Source organism: Pseudomonas maioricensis, assembly GCF_022790535.1.
GTDB classification, from domain to species: domain Bacteria; phylum Pseudomonadota; class Gammaproteobacteria; order Pseudomonadales; family Pseudomonadaceae; genus Aquipseudomonas; species Aquipseudomonas maioricensis.
In genome coordinates this window covers 419,647-446,479 of sequence record NZ_LOHG01000004.1, presented here as the reverse complement: position 1 = coordinate 446,479, position 26,833 = coordinate 419,647, and the positions used below count along the sequence as shown (strand labels likewise).

Sequence of the window (26,833 nt, the reverse complement as noted above, 5' to 3'; positions counted from 1 at the left end):
GTGCCCTTAAAAGCGTCATCAGCCGGGGCGCCGCACAATAGTTTTAGAGGAAAATGGACCGGTAGGGAGGGGCATTTGGATACGTTATGTATCGGCGTTCTGGGATGTGTGAGGGGCAAACCCCAGAAACAAGAAAGCCCGCACTAGGCGGGCTTCTTGTTGCTTCATGAGCATCGATGATGTCACGAAGCAGGTACTTGGTGGCTACACAGGGACTTGAACCCCGGACCCCAGCATTATGAATGCTATGCTCTAACCAACTGAGCTATGTAGCCAAGTGGCGCGCATTATTCGCGGATAAGGGATATGTGTCAACCCTTGTTCTGAAAAATTTATGCGTGTGATCAAGCGGTTAGGGTTTCATCCCCGTCATGCAAGGACGAAGCCGGTTTACCGTTAGCAAAAAAGATCCTGGAGCAAGCCATCGTCCAGCCATTCTTCATGCCCTTCTCTGTGCACGTTCAGCCAGACCTTAATGTTTTCGCTGACTTTTGCGGGAGGCGACGTCCTGTTCGAGGTCCAGGCATTCCGTTCCGCATCAAGGTCTTTAAAGAGCATCTTGCGCCTGAAGGACCTGAGGGTGTTTGTCGTCCATTCGGGATCTCTCCTCCGGGAAATGACAAAGCGTAACCATTGGTGACGTACTTTTGCAGTATCTATCCACCGAGCGGGAAGCTTCCTACTGATAAAAACAGCAATCGCCTACACGGTCTGAATATTGCTAGAGGATCGTACAGCTGACGATTTCTGCACTGGCGCCATTCAGGAAGCGCTGGGTGGCTATCGTAATTCAATCAATAACATGGCATTTTGCCGGTAGCGGTTTTTTCAAAGACATCCGGGGTGGTTTCTGCCATTTCTGTTCGATGTTCTGGGGGAGTAGGTCGGTCATGTACAGTCTTTTGTCGCCTGGTATGCGCATGCTTAGCCGTTTTGGTTTCGCGCGTAAGTTTCAGATGCTGTTTCTTCTGTTCATGCTGCCGCTGGTGGGTAGCCTCTGGATGATCGGCCAGGACTATCGCAGTAAGCTCGCGACGATCGCGGGCGAACGCTCGGGCGTGACTCAATTGCTGGCGCTGGATCTGGTGGATGCCGAGCTTTCTCATCAGCGCGACAATGCTGCACGCTGGAAAGCCTCCGATATCCTCAAAGAGCCGACGCCTGCCGCCAAGGCCGCAATGAGCGCGATGGATGCCGCAGGTCCGCGGATAACGCAGGCGCTTGAGTCGCTGGGCGCAACGCTCAAAAGCGAGGACGCCAGCGCCGACGCGCTCAAACGCTATGAAACGCTGAAAGCCTCGGTGACCGGCATGGACATCGCATCGCTGCGCACCGTGGGCTGGTGGCCGGACGGCTACGACCGATTCACCAATGCCCTGGGCAATGTGCAAGCCTTGCGCGAGCAGATCGCCACGGACAGCGGCCTGATTCTCGACCCGTGGCTGGAGACGTATCTGTTGATGCAGATGTCGACCCAGCAGGTTCCGGAATTGATCGAGCGTATCGGTCGTATGGCCAGTATCGGTCAGACCTCGGTGGTCACTGGGCAATTCAGCCTGCAAAGCCGCTTGCAGATGCGCGAGCTGCGCGGGCGCATCGCCGATGCTCAGACTCAACTGGTCAAAGCCGGGGATTTTCTGAAGGCTAAGCTGCCAGCGGAAATGAAACCATGGGCGGACAATTACGACGCTGTCATGCAGCGTCTACAGACCGAATTGAAGGTGCTGGATGACGGGGTGTTTGACGGCACCATCAAGCTTGACGCGCCTGCGTTCGAGCGCAGCGTCGATACTTTGCTCAACGATCTGGCGAGCCTGCGCAACCAGTCGTTGCAGTCACTGGACAGTCGCCTGGCTTACTACCACAGCAAGTCCAACATGCAATTCATCCCCATGGGCATCTGCTTTGGTGTGTTGCTGCTGGCTGCGCTTTATCTGTTTGCGTGTCTGCAGGCGTCGATCCGTCGCAGTGCCAGCGGCATCACTACGTTGGCGGAGTCCCTGCGTGACGGCAATCTGTTAGTGCAGGTGGAAGTGCAGGGCCGTGATGAATTGGCCGCGATCAGCACTGCATTGAACGTTGCCGTGGTGCAGTTGCGCACGAGTTTGCTGGGCGTCAACCATGAAACCAAGCAACTAGGCAGCGCGGTGTTGACCCTCAATACGCAATCGAGCGGCACGCTGACCGAAGTTGAAGAGCAGCAGTATCAGATCAGTCAGATTGCCGCAGCAGCGACCGAGCTGGCGGCGACCTCGCAGGGCGTGGCAAAAAGTTGTGAGCAGGCCTCCGATAGCGCCCGGCATACGCGCCAGATTGCTGAGGAAAGCAGCCGCGACAGCCAGCGCACGACCACGAGTATTCAGCAGCTCAATCAGCGCCTAACGGATACCGCTGCGGCGCTGGGCCGGGTCAGCGAGCAGGGGCAACAGATTCAGTCGGTAGTCGATGCGATTCGTGGTATCGCCGAACAGACTAACTTGCTGGCCCTCAACGCGGCCATCGAGGCGGCGCGCGCAGGTGAGCAGGGCCGTGGTTTTGCGGTGGTTGCCGATGAGGTTCGCAGCCTGTCGCAGCGTACTCAGGTCTCCACAGCGGAAATTGCCAGTACCGTCGACAGCCTGCGTTCTACCGTGAGCCAGGCTGTAGGCTTGATGGAGTCGGCGTGCGGTCAGGCGGTCAACGATGCGCAGTCGGTGACTGATCTGGGTCAGCGGCTGGTTGAAATCGCCAGTGCTGTGCAGGGCGTTACCGACACCCTGGCGCAGATTTCGACTGCGGTTGAAGAGCAGGCCAGTACTGCTGATGAAGTCAGCGGCAATATCCAGCAAGTTGATCAGGCTGCCGGGCGCTTGCTTGACGGTGCGCGGGCTGTCAATCAGGCGGCCGACACGTTGAGTAAAGGCAGCCGTGCGTTGAGCGACAACACGTCGCGTTTTCAGCTGGATTGAGGATTGAGTGAGACCTGCCCCCGAGCAATTCGGGGGTTGTCCTGTAAATTACCTATTCAATTCAGTTAACCGCTTCCTTGCATTGGAATGCTTTCCCTTGTGGGAGCCGGGCTTGCCCGCGATAACGCTGAACGCGATCTAAAGTGAACCGCGTCCAGCCTTATCGCGGGCAAGCCCGGCTCCCACAGTGCTTGCGTCGCACATCAATTCGAGGGTAAGCATCAGTTTTTTCACAGAGCTAGCGACCCATCTGGTGTTCTGTTTTAGGCAACAATAAATTCATTCTGTAATATTGGTGCGTGTCCTCTCCCTACCCATACTCGAACTGCACCCCGACGCCACCAGCCGGGGGCGCGAAGGCCGGATCTGCTGACGGAGCAACCCTCACAAGGGGCGTCATAAAGCAGGCGAGAGCATCAAGTTTTTATCGCTCGCAGCACGCGAGTTTCCATGCCTGACATGGATTTGAATCTGCCCTGGGTGCCGTCGGCACCTCCTGAAAAAACAACAACTATTGGCCAGCCGCATGACGATTGGCCAACAGGTGAGGGGACAACCATGCAACATTCTCACGCTGCGACACTGGGCGAAAATCGTGCCGTTTCATCGACCGTAAAACTGTACATCTGGGCAGCGGTCATTCTGGTGGTGGCCGAGGCAATCGGCGCGATCAGTATTCCCCTCGGCCCTGGCAAAGTAGTCCTGCTGCCTATGGTCTGGGCGCTGTTGATCGGCGCGGGCATCGGCATCTTCAGCCGCCGTCTGCCAGGTCCGATCGGCCTGAGCCTTGGTGATCAGGTACGTTCCGCTTCAATCCTGCAGCCGGCTCTGTTGGTGTTTATCGCCAAGCTGGGCATGGTCGTTGGCGGTTCATTGCCGTTGGTATTTGCCTCGGGTTGGGCGTTGTTGTTCCAGGAATTCGGCCACTTTGTCGGCACCGTGATCCTCGGTTTGCCGGTGGCGCTGATGCTCGGTATCAAGCGCGAAGCCATTGGCGCGACGTTCTCGGTAGGTCGTGAGCCAAGCCTGGCGATCATCGGTGAGCGCTACGGCATGGACTCCCCCGAAGGTCGCGGCGTACTCGCCGAATACCTGACCGGGACATTGTTCGGTGCGTTGTTCATTGCCGTCGTTGCAGGCTTCATTACCAGCCTCGGGATTTTCCATCCCAACTCGCTGGCGATGGGGTCGGGCATCGGTTCTGGCAGCATGATGGCCGCTGCGGCGGGCGCAATCGCGGCTCAGCAGACGCCGGAAGTGGCCAAGGAAGTCATGGCGCTCGCCGCTGCGTCGAACCTGATCACCACCACTATCGGCACCTACTTCACGCTGTTCATTTCCTTGCCGCTGGCGGTCTGGGGCTACCGGGTTCTGGAGCCGATCATCGGCCGAACCACCAAAGCTTCAGTGATGAACAATGGTCCCAAGCACGACCAGGTATCCCTTGAGGTCAAGGAGCTGGGTTGGGGCGGACGGATCAGCGCGTGGCTGGCGGCGGGTGCGTTGGCATTGATCGCCAACTATGTGGGTTACAAGACGCTGTCGCCTGCCGCCTTTGGTGGTATCGCGGTGATGATCCTGGCGGTATTCATCGGTGAGCTGATCTGTGTGGCCTTGCGCCGCAAGATCCCGGCGGTTTGTACCGTATCGATTGTCGCGATGTTCATGACTTCTCCAGCATGCCCTTGGGCGGCTGAGATTGCGCAGATGGTTGGCTCGATCAACATGCTTGCAGTGATCACACCGATGCTGGCTTTCGCCGGTTTGTCGGTGGCCAAAGACCTGCCAGCGTTCCGCCTGCTGGGCTGGCGCATCGTGCTGGTCTCGTTCCTGGCTAACTTTGGGACGTTCATTGGTGCTGTGTTGATTGCTGAGTTCTTTCACTAGGCATTGAGCAGTTGGCAATAAAAACGCCGGGCAGATCAAATCTGCCCGGCATTTTTGTATGTACCTTGTAGGAGCTGCCGAAGGCTGCGAAGGCGGTGTTTCAGGCAAATTGCTTTCGCAGCCTTCGGCAGCTCCTACAGGGGCACCATAAATAGATCACATCCCCAACGCCTGCTCCACCAGCCAGTCATGCACCGCCCGGCGTGCCGGGGTTTGCAGGGCGCCTTCGCGGTAGACCAATACATACTTCTTGCGCGCTGCAATCGGGTGGCCGAACGGGATGATCAGCGAGCCTTCTTCCAGTTCGTTAGTGATAAGCGCCTTGCGCGCAATCGCCACGCCCATGCCCATGATCGCTGCTTCAATGGTCAGGTGGTTGCGATTGAACGTGTGGCCTCGGCGCACGTCGATGCCCGAGGCACCGATAGCATTGAGGTAAAACTCCCATTCAGCGTACTCATAGCTGCCGCGCCACGCAGTGATGTCGTGCAGCAACGGGTAGTGCACCAACTGGCTTGGTGTATCCAACGGTGGCTTGCCGGCTTGCAGCGCGGGCGAGCAGACCGGGAACAACTCTTCCTCCAGTAACGACGTCGTCATCAGCCCCGGATAGCTGCCGTCGTTGAGGTCGATGGCCAGGTCAAAATCGTCATCGCGTAATGAGCCGCTGCTGTCCTCGGCAATGATCCGCAGTTGAATGTCGGGAAACGCCTGTTCCAGTTGCGGCAAGCGCGGCATCAGCCATTTGCTCAGGAACGAAGGAATACAGCGCAGCTTGAATACGCCGCCGATTCGCCCCGAATGCAGGAGCCTCAGCTCATCATCAATACGGCTGTGAACCTCGTTGGCGACGATAGCCAGCCGCTGTCCTTCAGCGGTCAGCTCTAGACCACGACCCACCCGATGGAACAGTGCAAAGCCCAGCCGCTCTTCGAGCTGGCGCATTTGCTGGCTGATGGCGCCGGGCGTTACATGCAGTTCGTCCGCACAGCGGGTAAACGACAGGTGCCGGGCAGCACAGGCGAAGACCTGGAGCCATGCGTGCATTTGCGCGTTGAGGATTTTGCTCATCTATCAGTTCTGCTTAACCATGGCTTAGGAAGTTTCGTTTGTGGATCGTTTGGCTGGAGCCTAAAAATACCAGCACATAAAAAAGTGTCTTTCGAGGCCTACAAGCCTCTCACGAATCGAGCTAACCGTATGGCTATCAGCGTCTTCGACATGTTCAAAATCGGCATCGGCCCCTCCAGTTCGCACACAGTAGGGCCAATGCGTGCTGCTGCAATCTTCAGTGTGCAACTGCGCGAGCTGGGCCTGCTGAACAAGGTCGAGCGTGTCGAGGTACGTTTGTATGGCTCTTTGTCGGCGACCGGGATTGGTCACGGCAGTGACCGTGCGACGGTTATCGGCCTGATGGGCGAATGGCCTGACCAGGTTGACCCGGCGCTGGTAGCACCTCGTGTAGATGCCGTGCTGGAGCAACAAGTTCTGCTGCTCGGCGGTGAGCAACGCATTACCTTTGACTGGCAACGAGACATGCGTTTGCTGGAAGAAAGCCTGCCTTATCACCCCAACGGCATGACGCTCTGCGCCTATGGTGCCACTGGTGAAGTGTATGAGCAGACTTATTATTCGGTCGGCGGTGGTTTTGTCGTTGATGCCGAACAGGCCGCCAGCGGCGTTCTGGACAGCGATACTACCGAACTGCCTTACGATTTCTCCAGCGGTGCCCAGCTGCTGCGCCTGTGCAAAAAGCATGGCCTGAGCATTTCTGCGCTGATGATGGAGAACGAGAAAGTCTGGCGTACCGAAGCGGAAATCCGCTCGCGGATTCTGCACATCTGGGGTGCCATGCAGGACTGTGTAAATAAAGGCCTGCGCGAGGAGGGGATCTTGCCCGGTGGCCTGAATGTTCGGCGTCGTGCGTTCAAGCTGCATCGTAGCCTCCAGGAACTGGGTAAACCCAACGTGATCAGCTCGACGCTCAGCGCCATGGAGTGGGTCAACCTGTTTGCCTTGGCGGTCAACGAAGAAAACGCAGCAGGCGGTCGTATGGTCACTGCGCCCACCAATGGCGCGGCGGGGATCATCCCGGCGGTGCTGCACTACTTCATGAAATTCAATCCCGATGCCACTGAAGATGACGTCGTAAGGTTCTTTTTGAGCGCGGCGGCGGTGGGCATTCTGTGCAAGAAAAACGCGTCGATTTCCGGTGCGGAAGTGGGGTGTCAGGGCGAAGTGGGTTCTGCTTGTGCGATGGCAGCTGCGGGTCTTGCGGAGATTCTCGGCGCTACGCCTGAACAGGTTGAAAACGCTGCGGAGATTGGTCTGGAGCATAATCTGGGCCTGACCTGCGACCCGGTTGGCGGCCTAGTGCAAATACCCTGTATCGAGCGCAATGCGATTGCCGCGGTTAAAGCGATCAACGCCGCACAAATGGCCATGCGTGGCGACGGCGAGCATTTCATCTCCCTGGACCACGCCATCCGCACCATGCGCGACACCGGCGCGGACATGCTTGAGAAGTACAAGGAAACGTCACGCGGCGGGTTGGCGGTGAAGTGGGTGGAGTGTTGATCCAGCTTGGAATGCGATCCCTGTGGGAGCAGAGCTGGCTCGCGATAAACGATAACGCGGTATGACTTCTGGCCGCATCTCATGCATCGCGAGCAAGCTCTGCTCCCACAGGGGGATCTCATTTCAATTCAGACAATCTGGTCAATCGCCGGCTTCTCAGCCCGCAGCCAACTCCTGCTCCACCAGCTTGGTCCACACCGCCACGCCTGCGCCGATCACCTGATCGTTGAAGTCGTAATACGGGTTGTGCAGCGCCGCTGATGGTTTTTCGCCGTCCACGCCCAGCCAGATGTAAGCGCCGGGGCGCGCCTGAAGCATGTAGGCGAAATCTTCGGACGCCATGGACGGGTTACAACCCCACTGAACGTTTTCCTCACCCACTGCAGTGATGGCTGCACGACGAATCGTGGCCGCTGCCTCGACGTTGTTCTCGGTAACCGGATAGCCCACGTTGTAAGCCAGCTTGCCCGTCACGCCGAAGGCGACTGGCAGTTGCTCGACGAACTCGCCAATCAACTTCTCGACCTTGTCACGCACCGGGGTTTGCAGGCAGCGCACGGTACCGCGCAGGACTGCCGTTTCCGGGATCACGTTGATCGCTTCACCGGCGTTGAACTGCGTGATGCTGACCACCGCCGAGTCCAGTGGCGAAAGCCGACGGGAGACTATGGTCTGCAGGCCCAGAACCAGCTGCGCAGCGGCAACAATCGGGTCGGCACCTTTATCCGGCATGGCGGCGTGGCTGCCTTTGCCGGTCAGGGTGATTTCGAAGGTGTCCAGCGAAGCCATCATAGGCCCCGGATTGATGATCACCTGACCGGCAGGTGCGCCAGGCCAGTTGTGCAGGCCGTAAATGGCGTCCATCGGGAAGCGCTCGAACAGCCCGTCATCGATCATTTTGCCCGCGCCACCGAGATTTTCCTCAGCAGGCTGGAAGACGAAATGCACCGTGCCTTTGAAGTTGCGCGTCTCGCTCAGATGCCGGGCTGTGGCCAGCAAAATCGCCGTATGACCGTCATGACCACAGGCATGCATGCAGCCTTTATGCGTGGACGCATGGGAGTGTGTCCCCAACTCCTGAATCGGCAACGCATCCATGTCGGCACGAATGCCGATGCTTGGGCCTTCACCGGTGCGCAAGGTACCCACCACGCCCGTACCGCCCAGGCCGCGATGCACTTCGATACCAAAGCTTTCGAGCAACTGAGCGACGCGCTCGGAGGTACGCAGTTCTTCAAAGCCCAATTCCGGAGCCGAGTGGAAGTCGCGACGCCATACCGTGGCGTCTTCGATCAACGTTTGGGATAGCTTCATCAGGTTCACTCCAGGCTCGCGCCGTAACCGAAGCTGACCGCAGGTACGGCAGCCGTTTCGACCCAGACGCTTTTGACTTCACTGTATTCACGCAGTGCGTCGAGGCCCGACGAACGACCGTAGCCGCTGTCGCCGTAGCCGCCAAAGGGCGAGCTTACGTGGATGGTCTTGTAACCGTTGACCCAGAAAGTTCCGGCGCGTACTTGTTTGGCGACGCGGTGGGCGCGGCCGACATCGCGAGTCCATACCGCACCCGCCAGACCGAAGCGGCTGTCATTGGCGATGCTGATCGCTTCTGCTTCATCTTTAAACGGAATCGCCACGACCACCGGACCGAAGATTTCGTCCTGCGCGCAGTTCAGCGCGTTGTCGCCAGCCAGCACCGTTGGGTTGACGTAATAGCCCGGCACGTTCGGCAGCGGATCAGCATCAACACCCACCAGCTTCGCACCATCCTGGAGCGCGCTTTCGACCATGCTCTTTACGTGTGCATATTGCTTGGCATTGTTGATCGGACCGATCTGGGTTTCAGGGTCGCTTGGGTCGCCGACCTTGAATTGTTTTCCCGCTGCCGCCAGCGCAGTGGTGAAGCGCTCGAAAATCGATTCCTGCACTAGCAAGCGCGAACCGGATACGCAGCTTTGGCCTGCACCGGAGAAAATCGCCGCCTGGGCGCCGCGCAGGGCGACTTCCAGGTCAGCGTCTTCAAAGACGATGTTCGCCGACTTGCCGCCCAGTTCCAGTACGCACGGAATGCAACGTTGTGCGGCGGCAGTCGCGATGTGACGACCGGTGGCGGGCGAACCCACGAAGACCACTTTGCGGATATCTGCCTTGGCGATCAGCGCTTGACCGATGGTATGACCGAAACCGGCCACGACGTTGACCAGACCTTTTGGCACACCGGCGCGCTCGATCAGCACCGCGACCACCAGCGAAGATAAAGCAGTCAGTTCGGACGGCTTGAGAATCACCGCGTTACCAGCCGTGATCGCCGGTGCGATCTGCCAGCCGCAGGTGAAAATCGGTGCGTTCCACGGGGTGATCTGCAGCACCGTGCCCAGTGGTTCGTAGGTCACGTAGTTAAGGTGCGAGGTCGGCACCGGAATCACTTCGCCGTGCAGCTTGTCAGCCCAACCGGCGTAGTACTCGAACATCTCGGCGACTTTCGCCACTTCAACGTTGGCATCGCGAATTGGCTTGTTGGCCGTGATGGATTCGATCTGCGCCAGATTGGCGGCTTCCTGACGAATCAATGCGCCGACCTGATACATCAAGCGGCCACGGGCCTGAGCGGTCAGAGCTGCCCATTGCGCCTGGGCAGTTTTTGCCGCGGCATCAATAGTTGCAACCAGCGATGCGTCGGCATCGGGGAAGCTCAGCATCAGGCTATCGTCGTGGGCGTTGCGCACCTCAACCGGCTCGCCGTGGCCTTCGACGAACTCGCCGCCGACGTAGCTGGCCACAGTGTTGCGGTCGCCCCAGTACGGGCGCATCAGTTCCAGCAGTTTTTGCGTGCTCATCGGTTATTCCCCTTTGCCGAACAACTGGGCATCGGTCCGCTGGACGATGCAGTTGAAGTCTTCCCCATCCGGCAGCGTATCGCTGCTGGCGGCCCACAGTTGGGCGACGATGCGCGCCAGTGGCAGGTCCAGATCGAGGCTGGCAGCCAGGTCGCTGGCCAGGCCGACGTCCTTGCGCATCAAGCCCATGGTGAAGCCGGAGTTGTAGGTTTTGTTCAGTACCCAAGTCGGGAACATCACTTGAGTGGCGCCGCTACGGCCGGAACCGGCATTAAGGCCGAGCATCAGTTTTTCCGGATCGACGCCCGCTTTGGCGGCCATGCTTACGGCTTCTGCGGTGCTGATCAGGTGGCAGGCGGCGAGCATGTTGTTGGCGATCTTTGCCACGTTGCCTGCGCCGCATTTGCCGACGTGAACCCGCGTGCCGCTCATGCCTTCGAGGACCGGCAGCACTTTTTCCAGGTCTGCGTCTTCTGCGCCGATGACCATGGACATAGTGCCGGTGGCTGCACCTTTAGGGCCGCCGGAAACCGGTGCGTCGATGAAGCCAATGTTCTTTTGCAGCAGGGCGGCGGCCACCTTGCGGCTGGCTTCCGGTGTAGAGGTGGTGGTGTCGACCACGATCAGACCAGCGTTGCCGTGCTGCAGTACGCCTTCAGCGCCAAGGCAAACCGATTCAACGTGTTCTGCTTTTGGCAACGACAGGATCAGCACGTCGACCTGTTTGATCAGTGCGGTGCGGTCAGTTACCGGTTTAACGCCTTTGCTTGCGGCGATTTCCAGTGCAGCTTGCGACAGGTCAAAACCGCTTACGTCGAAGCCTTTGCTGGCCAGGGTCGCAGCCATGCCGCCGCCCATGTTGCCCAGTCCAATCACGCCTACTTTTAAAGTCATTCAGAATGCTCGCTCAGCTGTTTGACAGGCTACGTCGCACCGTCAGTGGTTATCGGCAGATGAACCGAGTATGGACACCGCTCTGCACACACAGCAATAATCACCAAATTCATTTTTGTTGCGTTGAAAGCAACGCAGGTGGCCCATGAGTCTGGTTCAGGATCGACGCATTCTTTATTTCTTCGAGGCCGTGCGATTGGGCAGCGTGCGCGGCGCAGCGGATTTTCTTGATGTAGCGCCTTCTGCGGTCAGCCGCCAGATTGCCCAGCTTGAGCATGAGTTGGGCGCACCGTTGCTGGAGCGCCATCGCCGTGGGGTGAAACCGACCGAGGCGGGTGATCGCGTCTTGGCTTATTACCGCCAGCGGCTGTCCCAGCAGGAGGTTTTGCTGGAGTCGCTGCAGGCGTTGCGCGGTTTGCAGAGCGGTTCTGTGGTGCTGGCGATTGGTGAAGGGTTTATCGATGGCCTGACCGAGCCGCTGACAAAGTTCTCGACGCTGTACCCCAAGGTCGAACTGCAAGTGAACGTGTGCGGCACCAACGAAGTGATCCGTCAGGTGGTGGAAGACGAAGCTCACATCGGCCTGGTGTTCAACCCGCCCGCTGACCCGAAGATTCGCTCCCACGCCCACCAGAAACAGCCGGTCTGTGTGATGGTCAGCCCCGATCATCCGCTGGCGCAACATGACGGGCCGATCCCCCTGAAAGGTCTGGACAGTTATCGGTTGGGATTGCTTGGGGTTTCTTACGGCATCCGCCAGATCTTGACTCAGGCCGAACAGCAGTCGGGTGTTTCCCTGATGCCAACTCTGACCTGCAACACCTTCGCCATGCTCAAGCGCTTTGCCATGAGCGGTGGTGTAACGCTGTTGCCAACCTTTGTGGTGGTGGATGAACTGGCGAGTGGCAAGCTGATCGCGTTACCACTGGAGTCCCAGGTGTTCAGTGAGTCCCAGGTACACATCATCAGCCGGCTAGGCAGGCAACTCAGCGTAGGTTCGAGCCGATTGCTGGGGCTGTTGCAGCAGGACATGACGGCGTTTAACGGGAAGTGATGGCCATCGCAAAAAAAATAGAATAGCTATTAGGATTCAAATGATTTTTGTAGGAGTGAGCTTGCTCGCGATAGCGTCTGGTCAGGCGATAAATTTCTCAACATTCCACCGCTATCGCGAGCAAGCTCGCTCCTACAAGCCCCGATGTTTGCTGCGCGACCTCTTAAAGGTCCTTGGTTAACCGAGGCTTTTATGTGTGCTCACGCCTATTTTTCAGATAACTGCATGATCATCGCCGTCGTCAGGTAAAGCCTCGGCGCGATGCTCGACAGGTCTATGTATTCGTCTTCGGAGTGCAGCCCGGCGCCGACCACGCCCATGGTTTCCAGCACTGCAGGTTTCTGGCTGTCGGGCACATAGGCATAACCGGCATCGGTACCGAAGCGCATGGCGATCGGCTCGACTTTGCGGCCAATCTTGCCGTACAGCGTCTGCGCCGTTTTAGCCAGGTCTTCGGTGGCCGGGTTCCTCACGAGTGGTGGGCGGCCTTTATCCATGCGGAAAGTCACCTGAGTCCCATCGATCAGCTTGCCCTGCACGATGCGTTGACCATCGGTCAGCACACGATCGGACTCACTGAGGTCTGAATAGCGCATGTCGCCTTCGGCCACGGCGCTGTCCGGGATGATGTTGCGCTTGGTGCCAGCGTTGATCACCGTCCAGTTCACGGTGGTGCCCTTGGCCTTATCACCCAGATCCTTGAGTTGGATCAGTTGATGGGACAGCTCTATTACCGCATTGCGTCCCGCTTCAGGGGCGGAGCCTGCGTGGGATGACTTGCCTTTGACGTCCACGAACACGCCGTTGATGCCGTTGGTGGCTACCGTCACCGCATCCGAGTCAGGCGGCTCATAAGAGAACACGTAGTCGTGTTTGCTGGCCAGTTCGGCGATGACCTTTTTCGAACCCGCCGAGCCCGTTTCTTCGTCCGGGTTGAATAGCACGGTGATGCTGCCGTAGTCCTTGAATTTTTGATCCTGCAAAAGCTTGAGTGAATGCAGCACCATGGCTACGCCGCCTTTGGCGTCTGCCACACCCGGCCCGAAGGCCCGTTCGCCCTCTACTTTGAATGGCCGCTTGGCCGCCGTACCCGGACCAAACACCGTGTCGTAGTGAATCATCAGCAAGAATGATTTGCTGCCATTGCCCTTGATCGTGCCGACGATGTTATCGCCGGTAGATGGCGAAGCTGGCGTGATCTGCACCGTTGCCCCCAATGCTTTGAGGCGATTTACCAGCATTTCGCTGACGGTCTTGAGTCCCGGCGCCTGACCGGTGCCGGTATCGATATCCACGAGTTGTTCAACGGTCGCCAGATAAGCCTTCTGTTCGGCTTCGGCGTTCTTGAGGAGTTGCTGTGCAGGCACTTCGACGGCGAATGTCGATGAACAGAGCAGGGTGGCGGCGACGGCGGCCGCCAGAGCGGTACTACGAACGAACATGCTGGATCCCTCAGATGGTGTTCAAGAGAAGCTTTTGTAACACCTGACCGGTCTTTTTTGTACCCTTCGACCTTGGTATCGAGAAAAGTCCACGCCTGGTCGCTGGCACTGGGGAGAGGGCGTTTATGGGTGATGAAGAAACAAAAAAACCGCGCAAAGGCGCGGTTTTAATGAGGGTTGGTCAGTTTCTCACTGCTTCAGAAACACTTGAAACTGAACACTCCGATTACACGTTAAAGCGGAAGTGCAGCACGTCGCCGTCTTTGACGATGTAGTCCTTGCCTTCCAGGCGCCATTTGCCGGCTTCCTTGGCACCGGCTTCACCCTTGTACTGGATGAAGTCGTTGTAAGCGATGCACTCGGCGCGGATGAAGCCTTTTTCGAAGTCGGTGTGGATCACGCCAGCGGCCTGTGGTGCGGTAGCACCAACGCGGACGGTCCAGGCGCGTACTTCTTCAACGCCTGCAGTGAAGTAGGTTTGCAGGTGCAGCATTTCGTAGCCCGCACGGATCACGCGGTTCAGGCCTGGTTCTTCAAAGCCCAGAGCTTCGAGGAACATGTCTTTTTCTTCGCCGTCATCAAGCTCGGCGATTTCCGCTTCGATCTTGTTGCACACCGGCACCAGCATTGCGCCTTCTTCTTCGGCGATGGCGCGAACTACGTCCAGCAGCGGGTTGTTCTCGAAACCGTCTTCAGCCACGTTGGCGATGTACATGACCGGCTTGGTGGTCAGCAGGTGGAAGCCACGAATCACTGCTTTTTCGTCAGCGTTCATGTTCTTCATCAGGCTGCGGGCTGGCTTGCCTTCGGTGAAGTGAGCGATCAACTGCTCCAGCAGGCCCTTCTGAACCACTGCATCCTTGTCGCCGCCCTTGGCGTTGCGAGTGACTTTCTGCAGCTGTTTTTCACAGCTGTCGAGGTCAGCGAAGATCAGTTCCAGATCGATGATCTCGATGTCGCGCTTCGGGTCAACGCTGTTGGAAACGTGAATCACGTTGTCGTCTTCGAAGCAGCGCACCACGTGAGCGATGGCGTCGGTTTCACGGATGTTGGCGAGGAACTTGTTGCCCAGGCCTTCACCTTTGGACGCGCCCGCTACCAGGCCCGCGATGTCGACGAATTCCATGGTGGTCGGCAGGATGCGCTTCGGATTGACGATGGCCGCCAGTGCCGCAAGGCGCGGGTCGGGCATGGCCACGATGCCGCTGTTCGGTTCGATGGTGCAGAAGGGGAAGTTCTCCGCTGCAATACCGGACTTGGTCAAGGCGTTGAACAGGGTGGATTTGCCGACGTTGGGCAGGCCGACGATGCCGCAATTGAAGCCCATGGTATTTCCCCTCGAGTGATGTCAGGCCTTCTGGCTGTGCAGGTTTTTCATCGCCCGGTTCCATTCACCGGCGAAGATATCCGGCAGCACGCCGAGGGCAAAGTCGATGCTGGCGTCCAGCTTTTCCTGTTCGGCGCGCGGCGCTCGACCCAGAACAAAACCGGAGACCTTGTTGGCGTCGCCCGGGTGGCCGATGCCAAGCCGCAAGCGGTGAAAAGTATTCTGATTGCCGAGTTGCGCGATGATGTCCCGCAGCCCGTTGTGCCCGCCGTGCCCGCCGCCCTGTTTGAACTTGGCAACGCCCGGTGGCAGATCGAGTTCGTCATGCGCCACCAGGATGGCATCAACCGGTATCCGGTAGAAACCAGCGAGCGCCGCGACGGACTGGCCGCTGCGGTTCATGTAGGTGGTGGGAATCAGCAGACGAACATCCTGACCTTGATGAGTGAAGCGTGCGGTCAGGCCAAAAAATTTGCGCTCGGCGATGAGATTGACTCGTTGCGCGTCAGCGATACGCTCAACAAAAAGAGCCCCTGCGTTGTGCCGGGTCTGTTCGTATTCAGCGCCTGGATTTCCCAGGCCAACGATCAGTTGTATGGCAGTCACGACAGGGGCCCTTTTCTGGAGTTGTGGTTGAAACCGCTGCAGGCAGCGGCAAAACTGGAAGAAAACTGCTCATTTACCATGATGTAAACTCCGCGATTCTGCCCGTTTTGCCTGACTTTTACAGCGGTCTCCCGAGCAACTCCGGTATTACCGAGTAATGAATTACTCAGCAGTACCTTCTGCTTCGTCTTCGGTCGGTGCAACGCGTGGTGCGTGGACGTTGGCGATAGCCAGGTCAGTACCGTGCGCCAGAGCAACGAACTCAACGCCTTTAGGCGCTTTGACGTCGGACAGGTGAACGATCGAACCGATTTCCAGAGCAGACACGTCTACTTCGATGAACTCAGGCAGATCTTTCGGCAGGCAGCTTACTTCCAGCTCGGAAGTAACGTGCGAAACTTCGCCGCCTTTCTTCACTGGAGCTTCTTCGCCGATGAAGTGTACAGGTACGATTGCGGTCAGTTTCTGGCCAGCTACAACGCGTACGAAGTCAGCGTGCATCACGTGGCCTTTGGCCGGGTGACGTTGCAGAGCTTTGATGATCACGTTTTGCTTTTTGCCATCAACGGTCAGCGCAATGATGTGGCTGTACGAAGCTTCGTTTTCCAGCAGTTTTGCAACTTCTTTGGCCAGCAGGCTGATGGATTCAGGGGCTTTGTCGCCACCGTAAACTACAGCTGGAACCAGGCTTGCGAGACGACGCAGGCGGCGGCTCGCACCTTTCCCCAGGTCGGAACGCAGTTCAGCATTCAAAGTAAAATCGTTCATTTTGTATCTCCAAATTAGCCACACTCGACCTGACGTTTGCGACCGACGTCAGGACGATATGGGCAAAAAAGCCCCGCCCTGACCGAATGTCAGGGCGGGGCGCTTTTCGTCAACAGGGTGTCAGCTCAGGGAAAACCCTTAGCGGAACATCGCGCTGATCGATTCTTCGTTGCTGATGCGGCGGACCGCCTCGGCAACTACCGGAGCGATATCCAGTTGACGGATACGGCTACAGGCTTGTGCAGCAGCGGACAACGGGATGGTGTTAGTCACCACCAGTTCGTCCAGCACGGAATTTTCAATATTTTCGATCGCCCGACCCGACAGCACAGGGTGAGTGCAGTAGGCAAAGACCTTGGCAGCGCCATGCTCTTTCAAGGCCTTGGCCGCATGGCAAAGAGTGCCGGCGGTATCGACCATGTCATCGACCAGAATACAGGTACGCCCTTCGACATCACCGATGATATGCATCACTTCAGAGTGATTGGCTTTCTCACGGCGCTTGTCGATGATCCCGAGATCAACACCCAGAGACTTGGCAACAGCACGTGCACGCACGACGCCACCAATGTCCGGGGAAACGATCATCAGGTTTTCAAAGCGTTGATCTTCGATGTCATCCACCAGAACGGGGGAGCCGTAGATGTTATCTACCGGAATATCGAAGAAACCCTGGATTTGGTCAGCATGCAGATCAACCGTGAGAACACGATCGATCCCGACTACGGTAAGCATGTCAGCAACAACTTTTGCGCTGATAGCCACACGTGCGGAACGCGGACGGCGATCCTGACGGGCATAACCAAAGTAAGGAATCACAGCAGTGATTCGGGACGCTGAGGAACGACGGAAGGCATCAGCCATCACGACGAGTTCCATCAGGTTATCGTTGGTCGGTGCGCAAGTCGGCTGAATGATAAAGACGTCTTTACCGCGGACGTTTTCATTGATCTCAGTAGAAATCTCGCCGTCGGAAAATTTTCCGACAGAAACATCACCTAGTGGGATATGCAGCTGACGTACGACACGTCGAGCCAGATCGGGGTTAGCGTTCCCCGTAAAGACCATCATCTTGGACACGCGCAGTACCTGAAGGCTGAGGGTAACCTGGATGAGTATAGGAAAATGGCAGGGGCGGCTGGATTCGAACCAACGCATGGCAGGATCAAAACCTGCTGCCTTACCGCTTGGCGACGCCCCTGTATCTGTTGCAACGAGTACCGAGTACTCGGTTCCTTTTTAGAGCAGACTTTGCAGCTTGCGGTGCAACATCGAAACGTTGCTTCCTTTTGCTACAAACCCTGTAAGGGTCTCTGTAAGAAGGGCCGAGACTTTATCAGCTTCAGCTTTGTTTGGGAAGGCCCCAAACACACAACTTCCAGTTCCGGTTAATTTTGCTTCGGTAAATTTACCTAGCAAATTCAATGCGTTACGTACCTCTGGATAACGCCTTGCTACAACCGGTAAGCAGTCATTTCGACTGTTTCCCTTGGGAACGGGGCGCACTTTAATGGGAGGAGTGTTACGTGTCAACAGTGGATCTGAAAAAATTTCTGCTGTACTTACAGATACTTGCGGCACGAGTACCAGATACCACGGTTCTTCCGGGTCTACAGGGGTGAGTTTTTCCCCTACACCCTCAGCAAATGCGGCGTGTCCACGGACGAAAACCGGGACGTCGGCACCAAGGGTGAGGCCCAGCGCCGCAAGGCGATCTTCATCCCAGCCCAGATTCCATAAATGGTTCAGGCCCAGCAAAGTGGTTGCCGCATCGGAGCTGCCGCCGCCGATTCCGCCGCCCATGGGCAGGCGTTTTTCCAGCCAGATATCCATGCCGAGGGGGCAGCCGGATTGTTTTTGCAGTGCGCGAGCGGCCTTGACGATCAGATTGCTGTCATGCGGAACGCCGGGAACATCGGTCTGCAGGCAGATTTCGCCGTCCTGGCGAACCGCGAAACTGAGCTCGTCGCCGTAATCGACAAACTGAAACAGGGTTTGCAGTTCGTGATAGCCATCAGGGCGGCGGCCGAGAATGTGCAGCATCAGGTTCAGTTTGGCCGGAGCGGGCAGAGTCAGACGTGCTTCGCTCATGTTTATTGACCCAGTTTGCGTGGCTGCCAGTCCTTGATCACCAGCGTGACGTCAAGGTCCTGTCCGTGCAGTTTGACGCGCTCCGGCAGCCAGTAACCGTTTTGCTCGACATAGCTGAGGTATTCGACTTGCCAGCCATCTTGTTCGAGGCTTGCCAGTCGGCTGTCGCCATCAAGGGTCAGGCGGCTTTTGCTGTCGGGAGCGGGCAGGCCGCGAACCCACCAGACCAGATGCGACACCGGCAATTTCCAGCCCAGTTGCTCTTCGAGCAGGGTTTCCGGAGTCGGCGCTTCATAGCGTCCCTGATTGGCGACTTCCAGCGCTACGCTGCCAGGTCGCCCCGTCAAGCGTGCCGCGCCGCGTCCCAAGGGGCCAGACAGGCGAATGTCGTAGTAATCCTGGCGTTGCAGCCAGAACAACGTGCCGCTGCCTGAATCTTTGGGCGCGCGAATGCCGACTTTGCCGTTGATCTGCCAGCCATCGAGGGTGGTCAGTTGTTCTTTGTGCTGGCGCCACTGCGCGGGGTCGCCCTTGCCTTCAACGGCTTCCCGGGAAGTGAGTCCGGCGCAACCGGCGAGCAGGGCGATGAGGCTGAATACGACTAGGTGGCGCAAAAACATAAAATTAAAGAGTCTCGGATCCGGTCAGGCGCAACAGGGTGCTGCGCAGAATAGGGCTGTCAGGTTGTTCTTTGAGGGCTTTGCCCCAGATTTTGCGGGCTTCGCGTTGTTCACCTTTCGCCCAGAGCACTTCGCCCAGGTGAGCGGCTACTTCGTGGTCGGGGAAGCGTTCAAGTGCCAGGCGCAGCAAGCGTTCGGCTTCGTCCAGATTGCCCAGGCGATAGTTTACCCAGCCAAGGCTGTCGAGTACTGCAGGATCTTCCGGATTGAGGCTGTGGGCTTTTTCGATCAATTCCTTGGCTTCGGCGTAGCGTGTGGTGCGGTCGGAAAGGGTATAGCCCAGCGCGTTGAGCGCCATCGCGTTTTCCGGTTCGCGTTTCAGAATCGCGCGCAGGTCTTTTTCCATCTGTGCCAGATCGCCGCGTTTCTCCGCCATCATCGAGCGGGTGTACAGCAGGTTCAGGTCGTCCGGGTATTGCTTGAGTGCTTGAGTCAGCAACTGCCAGGCGCGATCGACCTGATTGTTGCTGGAGAGGGTTTCGGCTTCGATCAGGTACAGCTGGATCGCGTAGTCAGGTTGCGCCTCGCGAGCTTCGGCCAGGCGTTTGGAGGCTTCGGCGGCACTGCCGTTGCTCATCAGAATATCGGCCTGACGCAGTTGCGCGGAGAGGAAGTCCGGACCCGGACCGACCTGAGCGTACTCGGTCAGTGCACTCGCCTGATCATTGCGCTCTTCATGGATGCGACCCAGGTTCAGGTGCGCGGAATCCTCATGGGCACCCCGAGCAATCAGCTCTTCGAGGTAGCCTTCTGCTTCGTCCCATGCTTTGGCTTCGAGGCAGACCAGTGCCAGGGAAAAGCGCAGCTCGTCGTCATCGGGATATTGCTGCACAAGGCTGGAAAACTGCACTTTGGCGTCTTCCATTCGGTTCTGCTCGACCAGCATGCGCGCGTAGGTCAGGCGCAGGCGCTTGTCATCCGGATACTTCTTGATGCTTTTTTCAAGGATCGGCAGCGCTTCCTTGCCCCGGTTCATGCCTTGCAGCAGTCGGGCACGCAGCAATATGGGAGCGATTTCGCCGTCTTTGGGAGGGTTGTCTTCCAGCAACTTCAACGAGGCCTCAGCCTCGCCGTTCTGTTGCAGCAACAGTGCTTTGCCAAAAATCAGCTGACCATTGTTCGGATACTTGACCAGCAGGCGGTCAAAGCTGGTGAGCAATGCGCTGCGGGTTTCCGGGTTCGTTTCAGAGGCAGACAGCGCAAGGAAGTCGAAATGCGTGTCGCCCTGACCCTGCAGGACCTTTTCCATGTAAATCATGGAGTCGTCATAACGCCCGGCCCGGGCCAGCTGAATCGCTGCCGCGCGCTGTGCTTCAAGATTATACCGGTCGTTTCTGGCCCAGATCAGCGAAGTATCCAGTGCCGCCTGGTCAGCGCCCAGATACTCGGCAATCCGGAAGGCGCGTTCGGAAACACCTGGATCCTGAGTATTGATTGCCTGGGTCACGTAGTTGTCTAGGGCAATATCAAAGCGATTGCGCTGGCCAGCCAGTTCGGCACTCAACAGGCTGACGAGGGTTTCCTGGGTGAACGAGCCGTAAACCTGAGGCTTGGCTTCAGGTGCGGGGGCGGTGTCTTTCGGCACAGGCGTAGCCTGCGGCTGGACCGGCGCCATGGACTGGCAACCGCTGAGAAAGACAAGGGCGAGAAACAGCGCGGAGGATCTATTCATATATAAGAAGGGACGACTTACCTGCGGTTTTGAGCATCATGACACAAGGCTGGGAGCAAACCCACAGCCGGTTGGAAAACTGCCGGAACGCGTATTTATTTGTGCTGCAGGCCCCAAATGGGGGCATCTGCAGCGCGAGTCTATTAGGACAATAGTCAACGGTGGTTGTTCTGAGTCTATTGAAGTAGGACAATTGTCGGCTTCACGTCACCATCAGCGACCTTGAATGGCCTTCCTTGCACTTGGTATCAACCATAAGACTGCCTCGGTAGACGTCCGCGAGCGCGTGGCATTTACGCCAGAGCAGCTGGTTGAGGCCTTGCAGCAGCTTTGCCGCCTCACCAACAGCCGCGAAGCTGCGATCCTTTCTACGTGTAACCGTAGCGAGTTGTACATTGAGCAGGACCAGATTGGTTCTGAAACGATTCTTGCCTGGCTAGCCGATTATCATCATTTGAGCCTCGAAGAGCTGCGCGCCAGTGCTTATGTGCACGCCGACGATGCGGCAGTTCGTCACATGATGCGGGTGGCCTCCGGGCTCGACTCGCTCGTGCTCGGCGAACCGCAGATTCTCGGTCAGATGAAATCCGCCTATGCCGTGGCCCGGGAAGCCGGGACTATTGGCCCGCTGCTGGGGCGACTGTTTCAGGCCACGTTCAGTGCGGCCAAGCAGGTGCGTACTGACACGGCTATCGGTGAAAACCCGGTTTCCGTGGCGTTTGCCGCGGTCAGCCTGGCGAAACAGATCTTCAGTGATCTGCAACGCAGTCAGGCCTTGCTGATCGGTGCAGGCGAAACCATCACGCTGGTCGCCCGCCATCTGCATGATCTGGGCGTCAAGCGCATCGTGGTTGCCAACCGGACCCTTGAGCGCGCAAGTATTCTGGCTGCCGAGTTTGGCGCTCACGCGGTATTGCTCTCGGACATACCGGCCGAACTGGTCAACAGCGATATCGTGATCAGTTCCACGGCCAGCCAATTGCCGATTCTCGGCAAGGGTGCTGTTGAAAGTGCGCTGAAGCTGCGCAAGCATAAGCCGATTTTCATGGTTGATATCGCCGTACCACGGGACATCGAGCCCGAGGTCGGTGAGCTGGACGACGTTTATCTGTACACAGTCGACGATCTGCATGAAGTCGTCGCCGAGAACCTCAAGAGTCGTCAGGGCGCTGCGCAGGCTGCCGAAGAGTTGGTGGCAGCAGGCACTAATGACTTCATGTTCCGCCTGCGTGAACTGGCCGCGGTCGATGTGTTGCGGGCTTACCGGCAGCAAAGCGAAAGGCTGCGTGACGAGGAATTACTCAAGGCTCAGCGTATGCTGGCCAACGGCAGCAATGCCGAAGACGTGCTGGTGCAGTTGGCTCGCGGGTTGACCAACAAGTTGCTGCATGCACCCAGCGTGCAATTGAAAAAACTCTCTGCCGAAGGCCGCCTCGACGCGCTGGCCATGGCCCAGGAACTTTTTGCCCTCGGTGAGGGCTCGACGGATAAACCCCCGCAATGAAAGCCTCACTGCTCAACAAACTCGATGTCCTCAGCGATCGCTTCGAGGAACTGACCGCGTTGCTCGGCGATGCCGAGATTATTTCGGATCAGACCAAATTCCGTGCGTACTCCCGTGAGTACGCCGAGGTGGAGCCGATCGTTGCCGCCTATAAACAGCTGCTAAAGGCGTTGGCTGATCTGGACGGTGCCCAGGCGCTGCTCAAGGACAGCGATCCGGACATGCGTGAAATGGCTGTCGAGGAAGTTCGCGAGACCAAGCAGTTGCTCGCTGATCTGGAGAGCCAGTTGCAACGCATGCTGCTGCCCAAGGATCCCAACGACGGGCGTAACGTGTTCCTTGAAATTCGTGCCGGGACCGGTGGCGATGAGGCGGCGATCTTCTCTGGCGATCTGTTCCGCATGTATTCGCGTTATGCCGAGCGTCGCGGCTGGCGGATAGAGATTCTGTCCGAAAACGAAGGCGAGCATGGCGGCTATAAAGAGGTGATTGCCCGGGTCGAGGGCGAGAACGTTTACGGCAAGCTGAAGTTTGAGTCCGGCGCGCATCGCGTGCAGCGGGTTCCGGAAACCGAATCCCAGGGTCGCATCCACACCTCGGCCTGTACCGTCGCGGTGTTGCCTGAGCCGGACGAGCAACAGGCAATCGAAATTAATCCTGCGGACTTGCGCGTTGACACCTATCGTTCATCGGGCGCGGGTGGTCAGCACGTCAACAAGACCGATTCGGCGATTCGAATTACCCACCTTCCGTCGGGTATCGTCGTTGAGTGCCAGGAAGAGCGTTCGCAACACAAGAACCGCGCCCGTGCAATGTCCTGGCTGTCCGCGAAGCTTAATGACCAGCAAACCAGCGCCGCTGCCAATGCCATCGCCAGTGAGCGTAAACTGTTGGTGGGCTCGGGTGATCGATCCGAGCGCATTCGAACCTATAACTTCCCTCAGGGGCGAGTAACGGATCACCGCGTGAATCTGACCTTGTATTCGCTGGATGAAGTTTTGGCCGGTGGTGTCGATGCAGTGATAGAGCCGCTGCTTGCCGAATATCAGGCAGATCAACTAGCGGCACTGGGTGAGTAAATGACCATCATCGCCAGCCTGTTAAGAAGCGCCGAGCTTCCTGATTCACCAACTGCCCGTCTTGATGCTGAACTGCTTCTGGCTGCTGCGCTGGGTAAACCGCGCAGTTTCCTGCACACCTGGCCGGAGCGAATTGTCAGCAGCGAAGCCGCTCTGACGTTTGCCTCCCACCTGCAACGCCGTCGCACGGGGGAACCCGTCGCTTACATTCTGGGCCAGCAGGGCTTCTGGAAGCTGGATCTGGATGTTGCGCCACATACCCTGATACCGCGTCCTGAAACCGAAATGCTGGTTGAGGCCGCGCTGGAACTGGTGCCCGCGTTTGCACCGACACGCGTACTCGATCTGGGCACCGGTACCGGTGCAATTGCTCTGGCTCTGGCCAGCGAGCGTCCGGTCTGGCAGGTGACGGCGGTGGATCGGGTGCTTGAAGCAGTTGCCCTCGCCGAGCGTAACCGCCAGCGTCTGCATCTGGATAACGCCAAGGTGCTGAGCAGCCATTGGTTCAGTTCACTTGAGGGGCAGCGTTTTGATCTGATCATCAGCAACCCGCCGTACATTGCCGCCGAGGACCCGCACCTGGTGGCGGGCGATGTGCGTTTTGAGCCGAGCAGCGCGCTGGTTGCAGGGTCGGACGGGCTGGACGATATACGCATGATCATCGCGCAGGCCCCGACCTATCTGAACGGTGAAGGCTGGTTGTTGCTTGAACACGGTTACGACCAGGGCGCGGCGGTACGCGACTTGTTGAGCAGCCATGGTTTCGAGAAAATCCAGACCCGTCGTGATCTGGGCGACCACGAGCGCATTACCTTCGGGCGTCTGCCGTGCTGACTGATCAGGAACTGTTGCGCTATAGCCGGCAGATTCTGTTGCAGCACGTCGATATCGACGGCCAGCTCAAGCTCAAGCAAAGCCGGGTGCTTATAGTCGGGCTCGGCGGTCTTGGCTCACCGGTTGCGCTGTACCTGGCGGCGGCTGGTGTCGGTGAGCTACACCTGGCGGATTTCGACACGGTCGACCTGACCAACCTGCAACGCCAGATCATTCACGACAGCCAGACTGTCGGGCAGAGCAAGGTGGACTCGGCAATTATTCGTCTGACGGCGATCAATCCCGACCTCACATTGGTCCCTCATCGCTCCGCGCTGGACGCTGACTCCTTGAGTGCGGCAGTTGCGGATGTCGATCTGGTGCTCGATTGCTCGGACAATTTCACCACCCGTGGTGCAGTCAATGCGGCCTGTGTCGCAGCAGGCAAGCCATTGGTCAGCGGTGCGGCGATTCGCCTCGAAGGTCAGCTGTCGGTGTTCGATCCGCGTCGACCTGAAAGCCCTTGCTACCACTGTCTATACGGTCACGGCAGCGAAGCTGAACTGACGTGCAGCGAAGCGGGCGTGATCGGTCCTTTGGTCGGTCTTGTCGGTAGCCTGCAAGCCCTCGAAGCCCTCAAGGTTCTGGCCGGTTTTGGCGAGCCGCTGGTTGGGCGTTTGTTGTTGATTGACGCGTTGACTACGCGTTTTCGCGAGCTGAAGGTCAAGCGTGATCCTGGATGCAGCGTTTGCGGTACCCGGCAACATGACTAAACCCAGCGATGCGCCGGTCGGCGTATTTGATTCCGGCGTGGGTGGCTTGTCGGTGCTGAGTGAGATTCGCAGCCTGTTACCCAATGAGTCGCTGCTCTACGTCGCGGACTGTGGACATATCCCTTATGGCGAGAAGTCTGCGCAATACATCCGCGAGCGCTGCATGATCATTGCCCAATTCTTTCGCGAGCAGGGTGCCAAGGCTTTGGTGCTGGCCTGCAATACGGCAACTGCGGCAGCCGCGGCTCAACTGCGTGAGCATTATCCGGATTGGCCAATTGTCGGTATGGAACCGGCAGTCAAGCCAGCTGCCTCAGCGACACGCAGTGGCGTTGTCGGAGTACTGGCAACCACGGGCACTCTGCAAAGTGCCAAGTTCGCCGCGTTGCTCGACCGTTTCGCGGGCGATGTGCGGGTGGTGACGCAACCGTGTCCAGGGCTTGTAGAGCTAATAGAAGCCGGTGATTTGTTCAGCCCGACCATTCGTGCCCTGCTGCGGGGTTATGTCGAACCGCTTCTGGCCGAGGGGTGTGACACGATTATCCTTGGCTGCACCCACTATCCCTTCCTCAAGCCGCTGCTGCGGGAAATGATTCCCGAATCGGTCGTTTTGATTGACACCGGCCACGCCGTGGCGCGGCAGCTCCAGCGGCTGCTGGCTCAGCAGGGCCTGCTGCACGACGGCTACGCTCAGGAAACCCAGTTCTGGACCAGCGCAGATCCGTATAATTTTCGAAACATCCTACCTACACTATGGAAAAAATCTGACAGTGTGCGATTCTTCGGTTTGTAAAAAAATCGTGAAAAGCTTCGCTCGGCGTTGGAACTAACGTTCCAGGTCAGATTTCTATAGCAAGCCGGTTATCTGTAACAACATCTAATAATTGCATTCGAAAATAGGAAGTTTCTAATGAAGCGTCTGTTGTGTCTGGCTGCGCTTGCGGCCGCCTTGATGGGGCAAACCTCTCTGACTCAAGCCGCTGGCGTTGAATTCTCGGTCGGCCAGACCAGTGAATCGACCCAGACTTACCGCTTGGGCATGAAGTTTGATTGGGATCAGAGTTGGCTGCAGAGCGACGTGGGTCGCCTGACTGGCTACTTTGATGGTGCATACACTTATTGGGATGGCGACAAGCGTTCCAGCAACAACAGTCTTTCGTTCTCTCCGGTTTTCGTTTACGAATTCGCCGGTGATTCGGTGAAGCCTTACATCGAAGCGGGTGTCGGTGTCTCCGTGTTCTCCAACACTCAGGTTGAAGACCGCAAGCTGGGTTCGGCCTTCCAGTTTGAAGACCGCATCGGTTTCGGCCTGCGCTTCAATGGCGGTCATGAAGTGGGCATCCGCGCGACTCACTACTCGAACGCCGGTATCAAAGAGCCAAACGACGGTATCGAAAGCTACGCGCTGCATTACACGATGCCGCTGTAATGCCATCGCGAGCAAGCTCGGCTCTTACACTTGATGTGGGAGCCGAGCTTGCTCGCGATGAACGATAACGCGGTATGGCTGAAGACCTCTCCGACCTTATCGCAGCCTGCGGCAGCTCCTACAGGCTACTTGTCAGCTATAGATAAGCCCTTTCAATCCCCAGCCTTTCATTCATGCACTCCTCTGACCCGGTTTCGAACTCACGGCAGATCAGCGGACGTACCTCATAGATAGTGCACCTCATCGTGTTGCGATCCAGTGCGGCGCACCAGCCGTCGTCCAGGCGTAACATGACTTCGCCGCCCCAATCATCGGTGTCTATAAAGCGTTCAGGCACGCCGGTGTCGGTAATCAGCATGACTTCAAGCTGGCAGCAGCAGGCTGCGCAGGTCGAACACGTGATAGCGGTTTCGGTAGGGATCGGGCGGGTCGGGATCAGGGTAGGGGTCATA

General features: G+C 57.8%; 23 protein-coding genes and 2 tRNA genes. 10 read left to right on the top strand and 15 right to left on the bottom strand.

What is annotated here, in order from left to right:
• Positions 1 to 198 precede the first annotated feature (198 nt).
• Positions 199 to 275, bottom strand: a tRNA-Met gene (locus AUC61_RS09405).
• A 615-nt stretch (positions 276 to 890) separates the two neighbouring features.
• Between AUC61_RS09405 and AUC61_RS09400 the strand changes: the two genes are divergently transcribed.
• A complete protein-coding gene (locus AUC61_RS09400; RefSeq protein WP_243245652.1) occupies positions 891 to 2,948 on the top strand; it encodes a methyl-accepting chemotaxis protein in 2,058 nt (685 codons plus the stop codon).
• A 558-nt stretch (positions 2,949 to 3,506) separates the two neighbouring features.
• Positions 3,507 to 4,835, top strand: coding sequence for a DUF3100 domain-containing protein (locus AUC61_RS09395; RefSeq protein WP_243245651.1), 1,329 nt, complete (start codon positions 3,507 to 3,509; stop codon positions 4,833 to 4,835).
• Positions 4,836 to 4,991: 156 nt separating this feature from the next.
• Here the strand turns inward: AUC61_RS09395 and AUC61_RS09390 are convergent, their stop codons facing one another.
• Positions 4,992 to 5,906, bottom strand: coding sequence for a LysR substrate-binding domain-containing protein (locus AUC61_RS09390; protein ID WP_027902858.1), 915 nt, complete (start codon positions 5,904 to 5,906; stop codon positions 4,992 to 4,994).
• A gap of 129 nt (positions 5,907 to 6,035) precedes the next feature.
• On the opposite strand from AUC61_RS09390, the gene AUC61_RS09385 reads away from it, so the two are divergent.
• Entirely contained in the window at positions 6,036 to 7,412 is a 1,377-nt protein-coding gene (locus AUC61_RS09385; protein WP_122664688.1) for an L-serine ammonia-lyase, read from the top strand.
• A 156-nt stretch (positions 7,413 to 7,568) separates the two neighbouring features.
• Here the strand turns inward: AUC61_RS09385 and AUC61_RS09380 are convergent, their stop codons facing one another.
• The 3 genes from AUC61_RS09380 to AUC61_RS09370 are packed head-to-tail and all read right to left on the bottom strand — an operon-like array spanning position 7,569 to position 11,143.
• Positions 7,569 to 8,726, bottom strand: a complete 1,158-nt coding sequence (locus AUC61_RS09380; RefSeq protein WP_243245650.1) for a M20 aminoacylase family protein — start codon at positions 8,724 to 8,726, stop codon at positions 7,569 to 7,571.
• Positions 8,727 to 8,731: 5 nt separating this feature from the next.
• Entirely contained in the window at positions 8,732 to 10,249 is a 1,518-nt protein-coding gene (locus AUC61_RS09375) for an aldehyde dehydrogenase family protein (RefSeq protein WP_243245649.1), read from the bottom strand.
• A 3-nt stretch (positions 10,250 to 10,252) separates the two neighbouring features.
• Entirely contained in the window at positions 10,253 to 11,143 is an 891-nt protein-coding gene (locus tag AUC61_RS09370; RefSeq protein WP_243245648.1) for an NAD(P)-dependent oxidoreductase, read from the bottom strand.
• Between the two features lie 145 nt (positions 11,144 to 11,288).
• Between AUC61_RS09370 and AUC61_RS09365 the strand changes: the two genes are divergently transcribed.
• Entirely contained in the window at positions 11,289 to 12,197 is a 909-nt protein-coding gene (locus AUC61_RS09365; RefSeq protein WP_243245647.1) for a LysR family transcriptional regulator, read from the top strand.
• A 206-nt stretch (positions 12,198 to 12,403) separates the two neighbouring features.
• On the opposite strand, the gene AUC61_RS09360 is transcribed toward AUC61_RS09365, so the two are convergent.
• The 9 genes from AUC61_RS09360 to AUC61_RS09320 all read right to left on the bottom strand — a co-directional run bounded on the left by AUC61_RS09360 (position 12,404) and on the right by AUC61_RS09320 (position 20,783).
• Positions 12,404 to 13,639, bottom strand: a complete 1,236-nt coding sequence (locus AUC61_RS09360) for a M20/M25/M40 family metallo-hydrolase (RefSeq protein ID WP_243245646.1) — start codon at positions 13,637 to 13,639, stop codon at positions 12,404 to 12,406.
• Between the two features lie 226 nt (positions 13,640 to 13,865).
• Complete coding sequence (ychF, locus tag AUC61_RS09355) at positions 13,866 to 14,966, bottom strand: redox-regulated ATPase YchF (RefSeq protein ID WP_099270509.1); 1,101 nt, start codon at positions 14,964 to 14,966, stop codon at positions 13,866 to 13,868.
• Positions 14,967 to 14,987: 21 nt separating this feature from the next.
• Complete coding sequence (gene pth, locus AUC61_RS09350; protein ID WP_243245645.1) at positions 14,988 to 15,572, bottom strand: aminoacyl-tRNA hydrolase; 585 nt, start codon at positions 15,570 to 15,572, stop codon at positions 14,988 to 14,990.
• Positions 15,573 to 15,734: 162 nt separating this feature from the next.
• On the bottom strand, positions 15,735 to 16,340 hold the full coding sequence (locus AUC61_RS09345) for a 50S ribosomal protein L25/general stress protein Ctc (protein WP_122664694.1): 606 nt from the start codon (positions 16,338 to 16,340) through the stop codon (positions 15,735 to 15,737).
• A 138-nt stretch (positions 16,341 to 16,478) separates the two neighbouring features.
• Positions 16,479 to 17,420, bottom strand: coding sequence for a ribose-phosphate pyrophosphokinase (locus AUC61_RS09340; protein ID WP_002552145.1), 942 nt, complete (start codon positions 17,418 to 17,420; stop codon positions 16,479 to 16,481).
• Positions 17,421 to 17,466: 46 nt separating this feature from the next.
• A tRNA-Gln gene (locus AUC61_RS09335) sits at positions 17,467 to 17,541 on the bottom strand.
• A 38-nt stretch (positions 17,542 to 17,579) separates the two neighbouring features.
• Positions 17,580 to 18,431, bottom strand: a complete 852-nt coding sequence (ispE, locus tag AUC61_RS09330; RefSeq protein WP_243245644.1) for a 4-(cytidine 5'-diphospho)-2-C-methyl-D-erythritol kinase — start codon at positions 18,429 to 18,431, stop codon at positions 17,580 to 17,582.
• A 2-nt stretch (positions 18,432 to 18,433) separates the two neighbouring features.
• Positions 18,434 to 19,051 carry a lipoprotein insertase outer membrane protein LolB gene (gene lolB, locus AUC61_RS09325; protein ID WP_243245643.1) on the bottom strand — a complete coding sequence of 206 codons (618 nt, stop codon included), beginning with the start codon at positions 19,049 to 19,051 and terminating at the stop codon, positions 18,434 to 18,436.
• A 4-nt stretch (positions 19,052 to 19,055) separates the two neighbouring features.
• Complete coding sequence (locus AUC61_RS09320; protein WP_243245642.1) at positions 19,056 to 20,783, bottom strand: tetratricopeptide repeat protein; 1,728 nt, start codon at positions 20,781 to 20,783, stop codon at positions 19,056 to 19,058.
• A gap of 226 nt (positions 20,784 to 21,009) precedes the next feature.
• Here AUC61_RS09320 and hemA point away from each other — a divergent pair, with 226 nt between their 5' ends.
• The 6 genes from hemA (at position 21,010) to AUC61_RS09290 (ending at position 26,381) form a co-directional block, all read left to right on the top strand.
• On the top strand, positions 21,010 to 22,287 hold the full coding sequence (gene hemA / locus AUC61_RS09315) for a glutamyl-tRNA reductase (RefSeq protein ID WP_122664698.1): 1,278 nt from the start codon (positions 21,010 to 21,012) through the stop codon (positions 22,285 to 22,287).
• Positions 22,284 to 23,366, top strand: coding sequence for a peptide chain release factor 1 (prfA, locus tag AUC61_RS09310; RefSeq protein WP_122664699.1), 1,083 nt, complete (start codon positions 22,284 to 22,286; stop codon positions 23,364 to 23,366). Before hemA ends, prfA begins: the two co-directional genes overlap by 4 nt.
• Positions 23,367 to 24,200 carry a peptide chain release factor N(5)-glutamine methyltransferase gene (gene prmC / locus AUC61_RS09305; RefSeq protein ID WP_243245641.1) on the top strand — a complete coding sequence of 278 codons (834 nt, stop codon included), beginning with the start codon at positions 23,367 to 23,369 and terminating at the stop codon, positions 24,198 to 24,200.
• Positions 24,194 to 24,952, top strand: coding sequence for a molybdopterin-synthase adenylyltransferase MoeB (locus AUC61_RS09300; RefSeq protein WP_243245640.1), 759 nt, complete (start codon positions 24,194 to 24,196; stop codon positions 24,950 to 24,952). Before prmC ends, AUC61_RS09300 begins: the two co-directional genes overlap by 7 nt.
• The gene (gene murI, locus AUC61_RS09295; protein WP_243245639.1) at positions 24,945 to 25,745 is read left to right on the top strand and encodes a glutamate racemase; all 801 of its coding nucleotides are present in this window, start codon (positions 24,945 to 24,947) and stop codon (positions 25,743 to 25,745) included. The genes AUC61_RS09300 and murI overlap by 8 nt, the downstream gene beginning before the upstream one ends.
• A gap of 117 nt (positions 25,746 to 25,862) precedes the next feature.
• Positions 25,863 to 26,381 (top strand): acyloxyacyl hydrolase, encoded by a 519-nt coding sequence (locus tag AUC61_RS09290; RefSeq protein WP_243245638.1) that lies wholly within the window; start codon positions 25,863 to 25,865, stop codon positions 26,379 to 26,381.
• 136 nt (positions 26,382 to 26,517) lie between these two features.
• On the opposite strand, the gene AUC61_RS09285 is transcribed toward AUC61_RS09290, so the two are convergent.
• Positions 26,518 to 26,832, bottom strand: a complete 315-nt coding sequence (locus tag AUC61_RS09285; RefSeq protein WP_243245637.1) for a YkgJ family cysteine cluster protein — start codon at positions 26,830 to 26,832, stop codon at positions 26,518 to 26,520.
• Position 26,833 lies beyond the last annotated feature (1 nt).

Excerpts from the sequence above, each read along its gene's own strand:
- AUC61_RS09400 (WP_243245652.1), top strand. The coding sequence starts at position 891 with ATGTACAGTCTTTTGTCGCCTGGTATGCGCATGCTTAGCCGTTTTGGT.
- AUC61_RS09395 (WP_243245651.1), top strand. The coding sequence starts at position 3,507 with ATGCAACATTCTCACGCTGCGACACTGGGCGAAAATCGTGCCGTTTCA.
- AUC61_RS09390 (WP_027902858.1), bottom strand. The coding sequence starts at position 5,906 with ATGAGCAAAATCCTCAACGCGCAAATGCACGCATGGCTCCAGGTCTTC.
- AUC61_RS09385 (WP_122664688.1), top strand. The coding sequence starts at position 6,036 with ATGGCTATCAGCGTCTTCGACATGTTCAAAATCGGCATCGGCCCCTCC.
- AUC61_RS09380 (WP_243245650.1), bottom strand. The coding sequence starts at position 8,726 with ATGAAGCTATCCCAAACGTTGATCGAAGACGCCACGGTATGGCGTCGC.
- AUC61_RS09375 (WP_243245649.1), bottom strand. The coding sequence starts at position 10,249 with ATGAGCACGCAAAAACTGCTGGAACTGATGCGCCCGTACTGGGGCGAC.
- AUC61_RS09370 (WP_243245648.1), bottom strand. The coding sequence starts at position 11,143 with ATGACTTTAAAAGTAGGCGTGATTGGACTGGGCAACATGGGCGGCGGC.
- AUC61_RS09365 (WP_243245647.1), top strand. The coding sequence starts at position 11,289 with ATGAGTCTGGTTCAGGATCGACGCATTCTTTATTTCTTCGAGGCCGTG.
- AUC61_RS09360 (WP_243245646.1), bottom strand. The coding sequence starts at position 13,639 with ATGTTCGTTCGTAGTACCGCTCTGGCGGCCGCCGTCGCCGCCACCCTG.
- ychF (WP_099270509.1), bottom strand. The coding sequence starts at position 14,966 with ATGGGCTTCAATTGCGGCATCGTCGGCCTGCCCAACGTCGGCAAATCC.
- AUC61_RS09345 (WP_122664694.1), bottom strand. The coding sequence starts at position 16,340 with ATGAACGATTTTACTTTGAATGCTGAACTGCGTTCCGACCTGGGGAAA.
- ispE (WP_243245644.1), bottom strand. The coding sequence starts at position 18,431 with ATGAGCGAAGCACGTCTGACTCTGCCCGCTCCGGCCAAACTGAACCTG.
- lolB (WP_243245643.1), bottom strand. The coding sequence starts at position 19,051 with ATGTTTTTGCGCCACCTAGTCGTATTCAGCCTCATCGCCCTGCTCGCC.
- AUC61_RS09320 (WP_243245642.1), bottom strand. The coding sequence starts at position 20,783 with ATGAATAGATCCTCCGCGCTGTTTCTCGCCCTTGTCTTTCTCAGCGGT.
- hemA (WP_122664698.1), top strand. The coding sequence starts at position 21,010 with ATGGCCTTCCTTGCACTTGGTATCAACCATAAGACTGCCTCGGTAGAC.
- prfA (WP_122664699.1), top strand. The coding sequence starts at position 22,284 with ATGAAAGCCTCACTGCTCAACAAACTCGATGTCCTCAGCGATCGCTTC.
- prmC (WP_243245641.1), top strand. The coding sequence starts at position 23,367 with ATGACCATCATCGCCAGCCTGTTAAGAAGCGCCGAGCTTCCTGATTCA.
- murI (WP_243245639.1), top strand. The coding sequence starts at position 24,945 with ATGACTAAACCCAGCGATGCGCCGGTCGGCGTATTTGATTCCGGCGTG.
- AUC61_RS09290 (WP_243245638.1), top strand. The coding sequence starts at position 25,863 with ATGAAGCGTCTGTTGTGTCTGGCTGCGCTTGCGGCCGCCTTGATGGGG.
- AUC61_RS09285 (WP_243245637.1), bottom strand. The coding sequence starts at position 26,832 with ATGACCCCTACCCTGATCCCGACCCGCCCGATCCCTACCGAAACCGCT.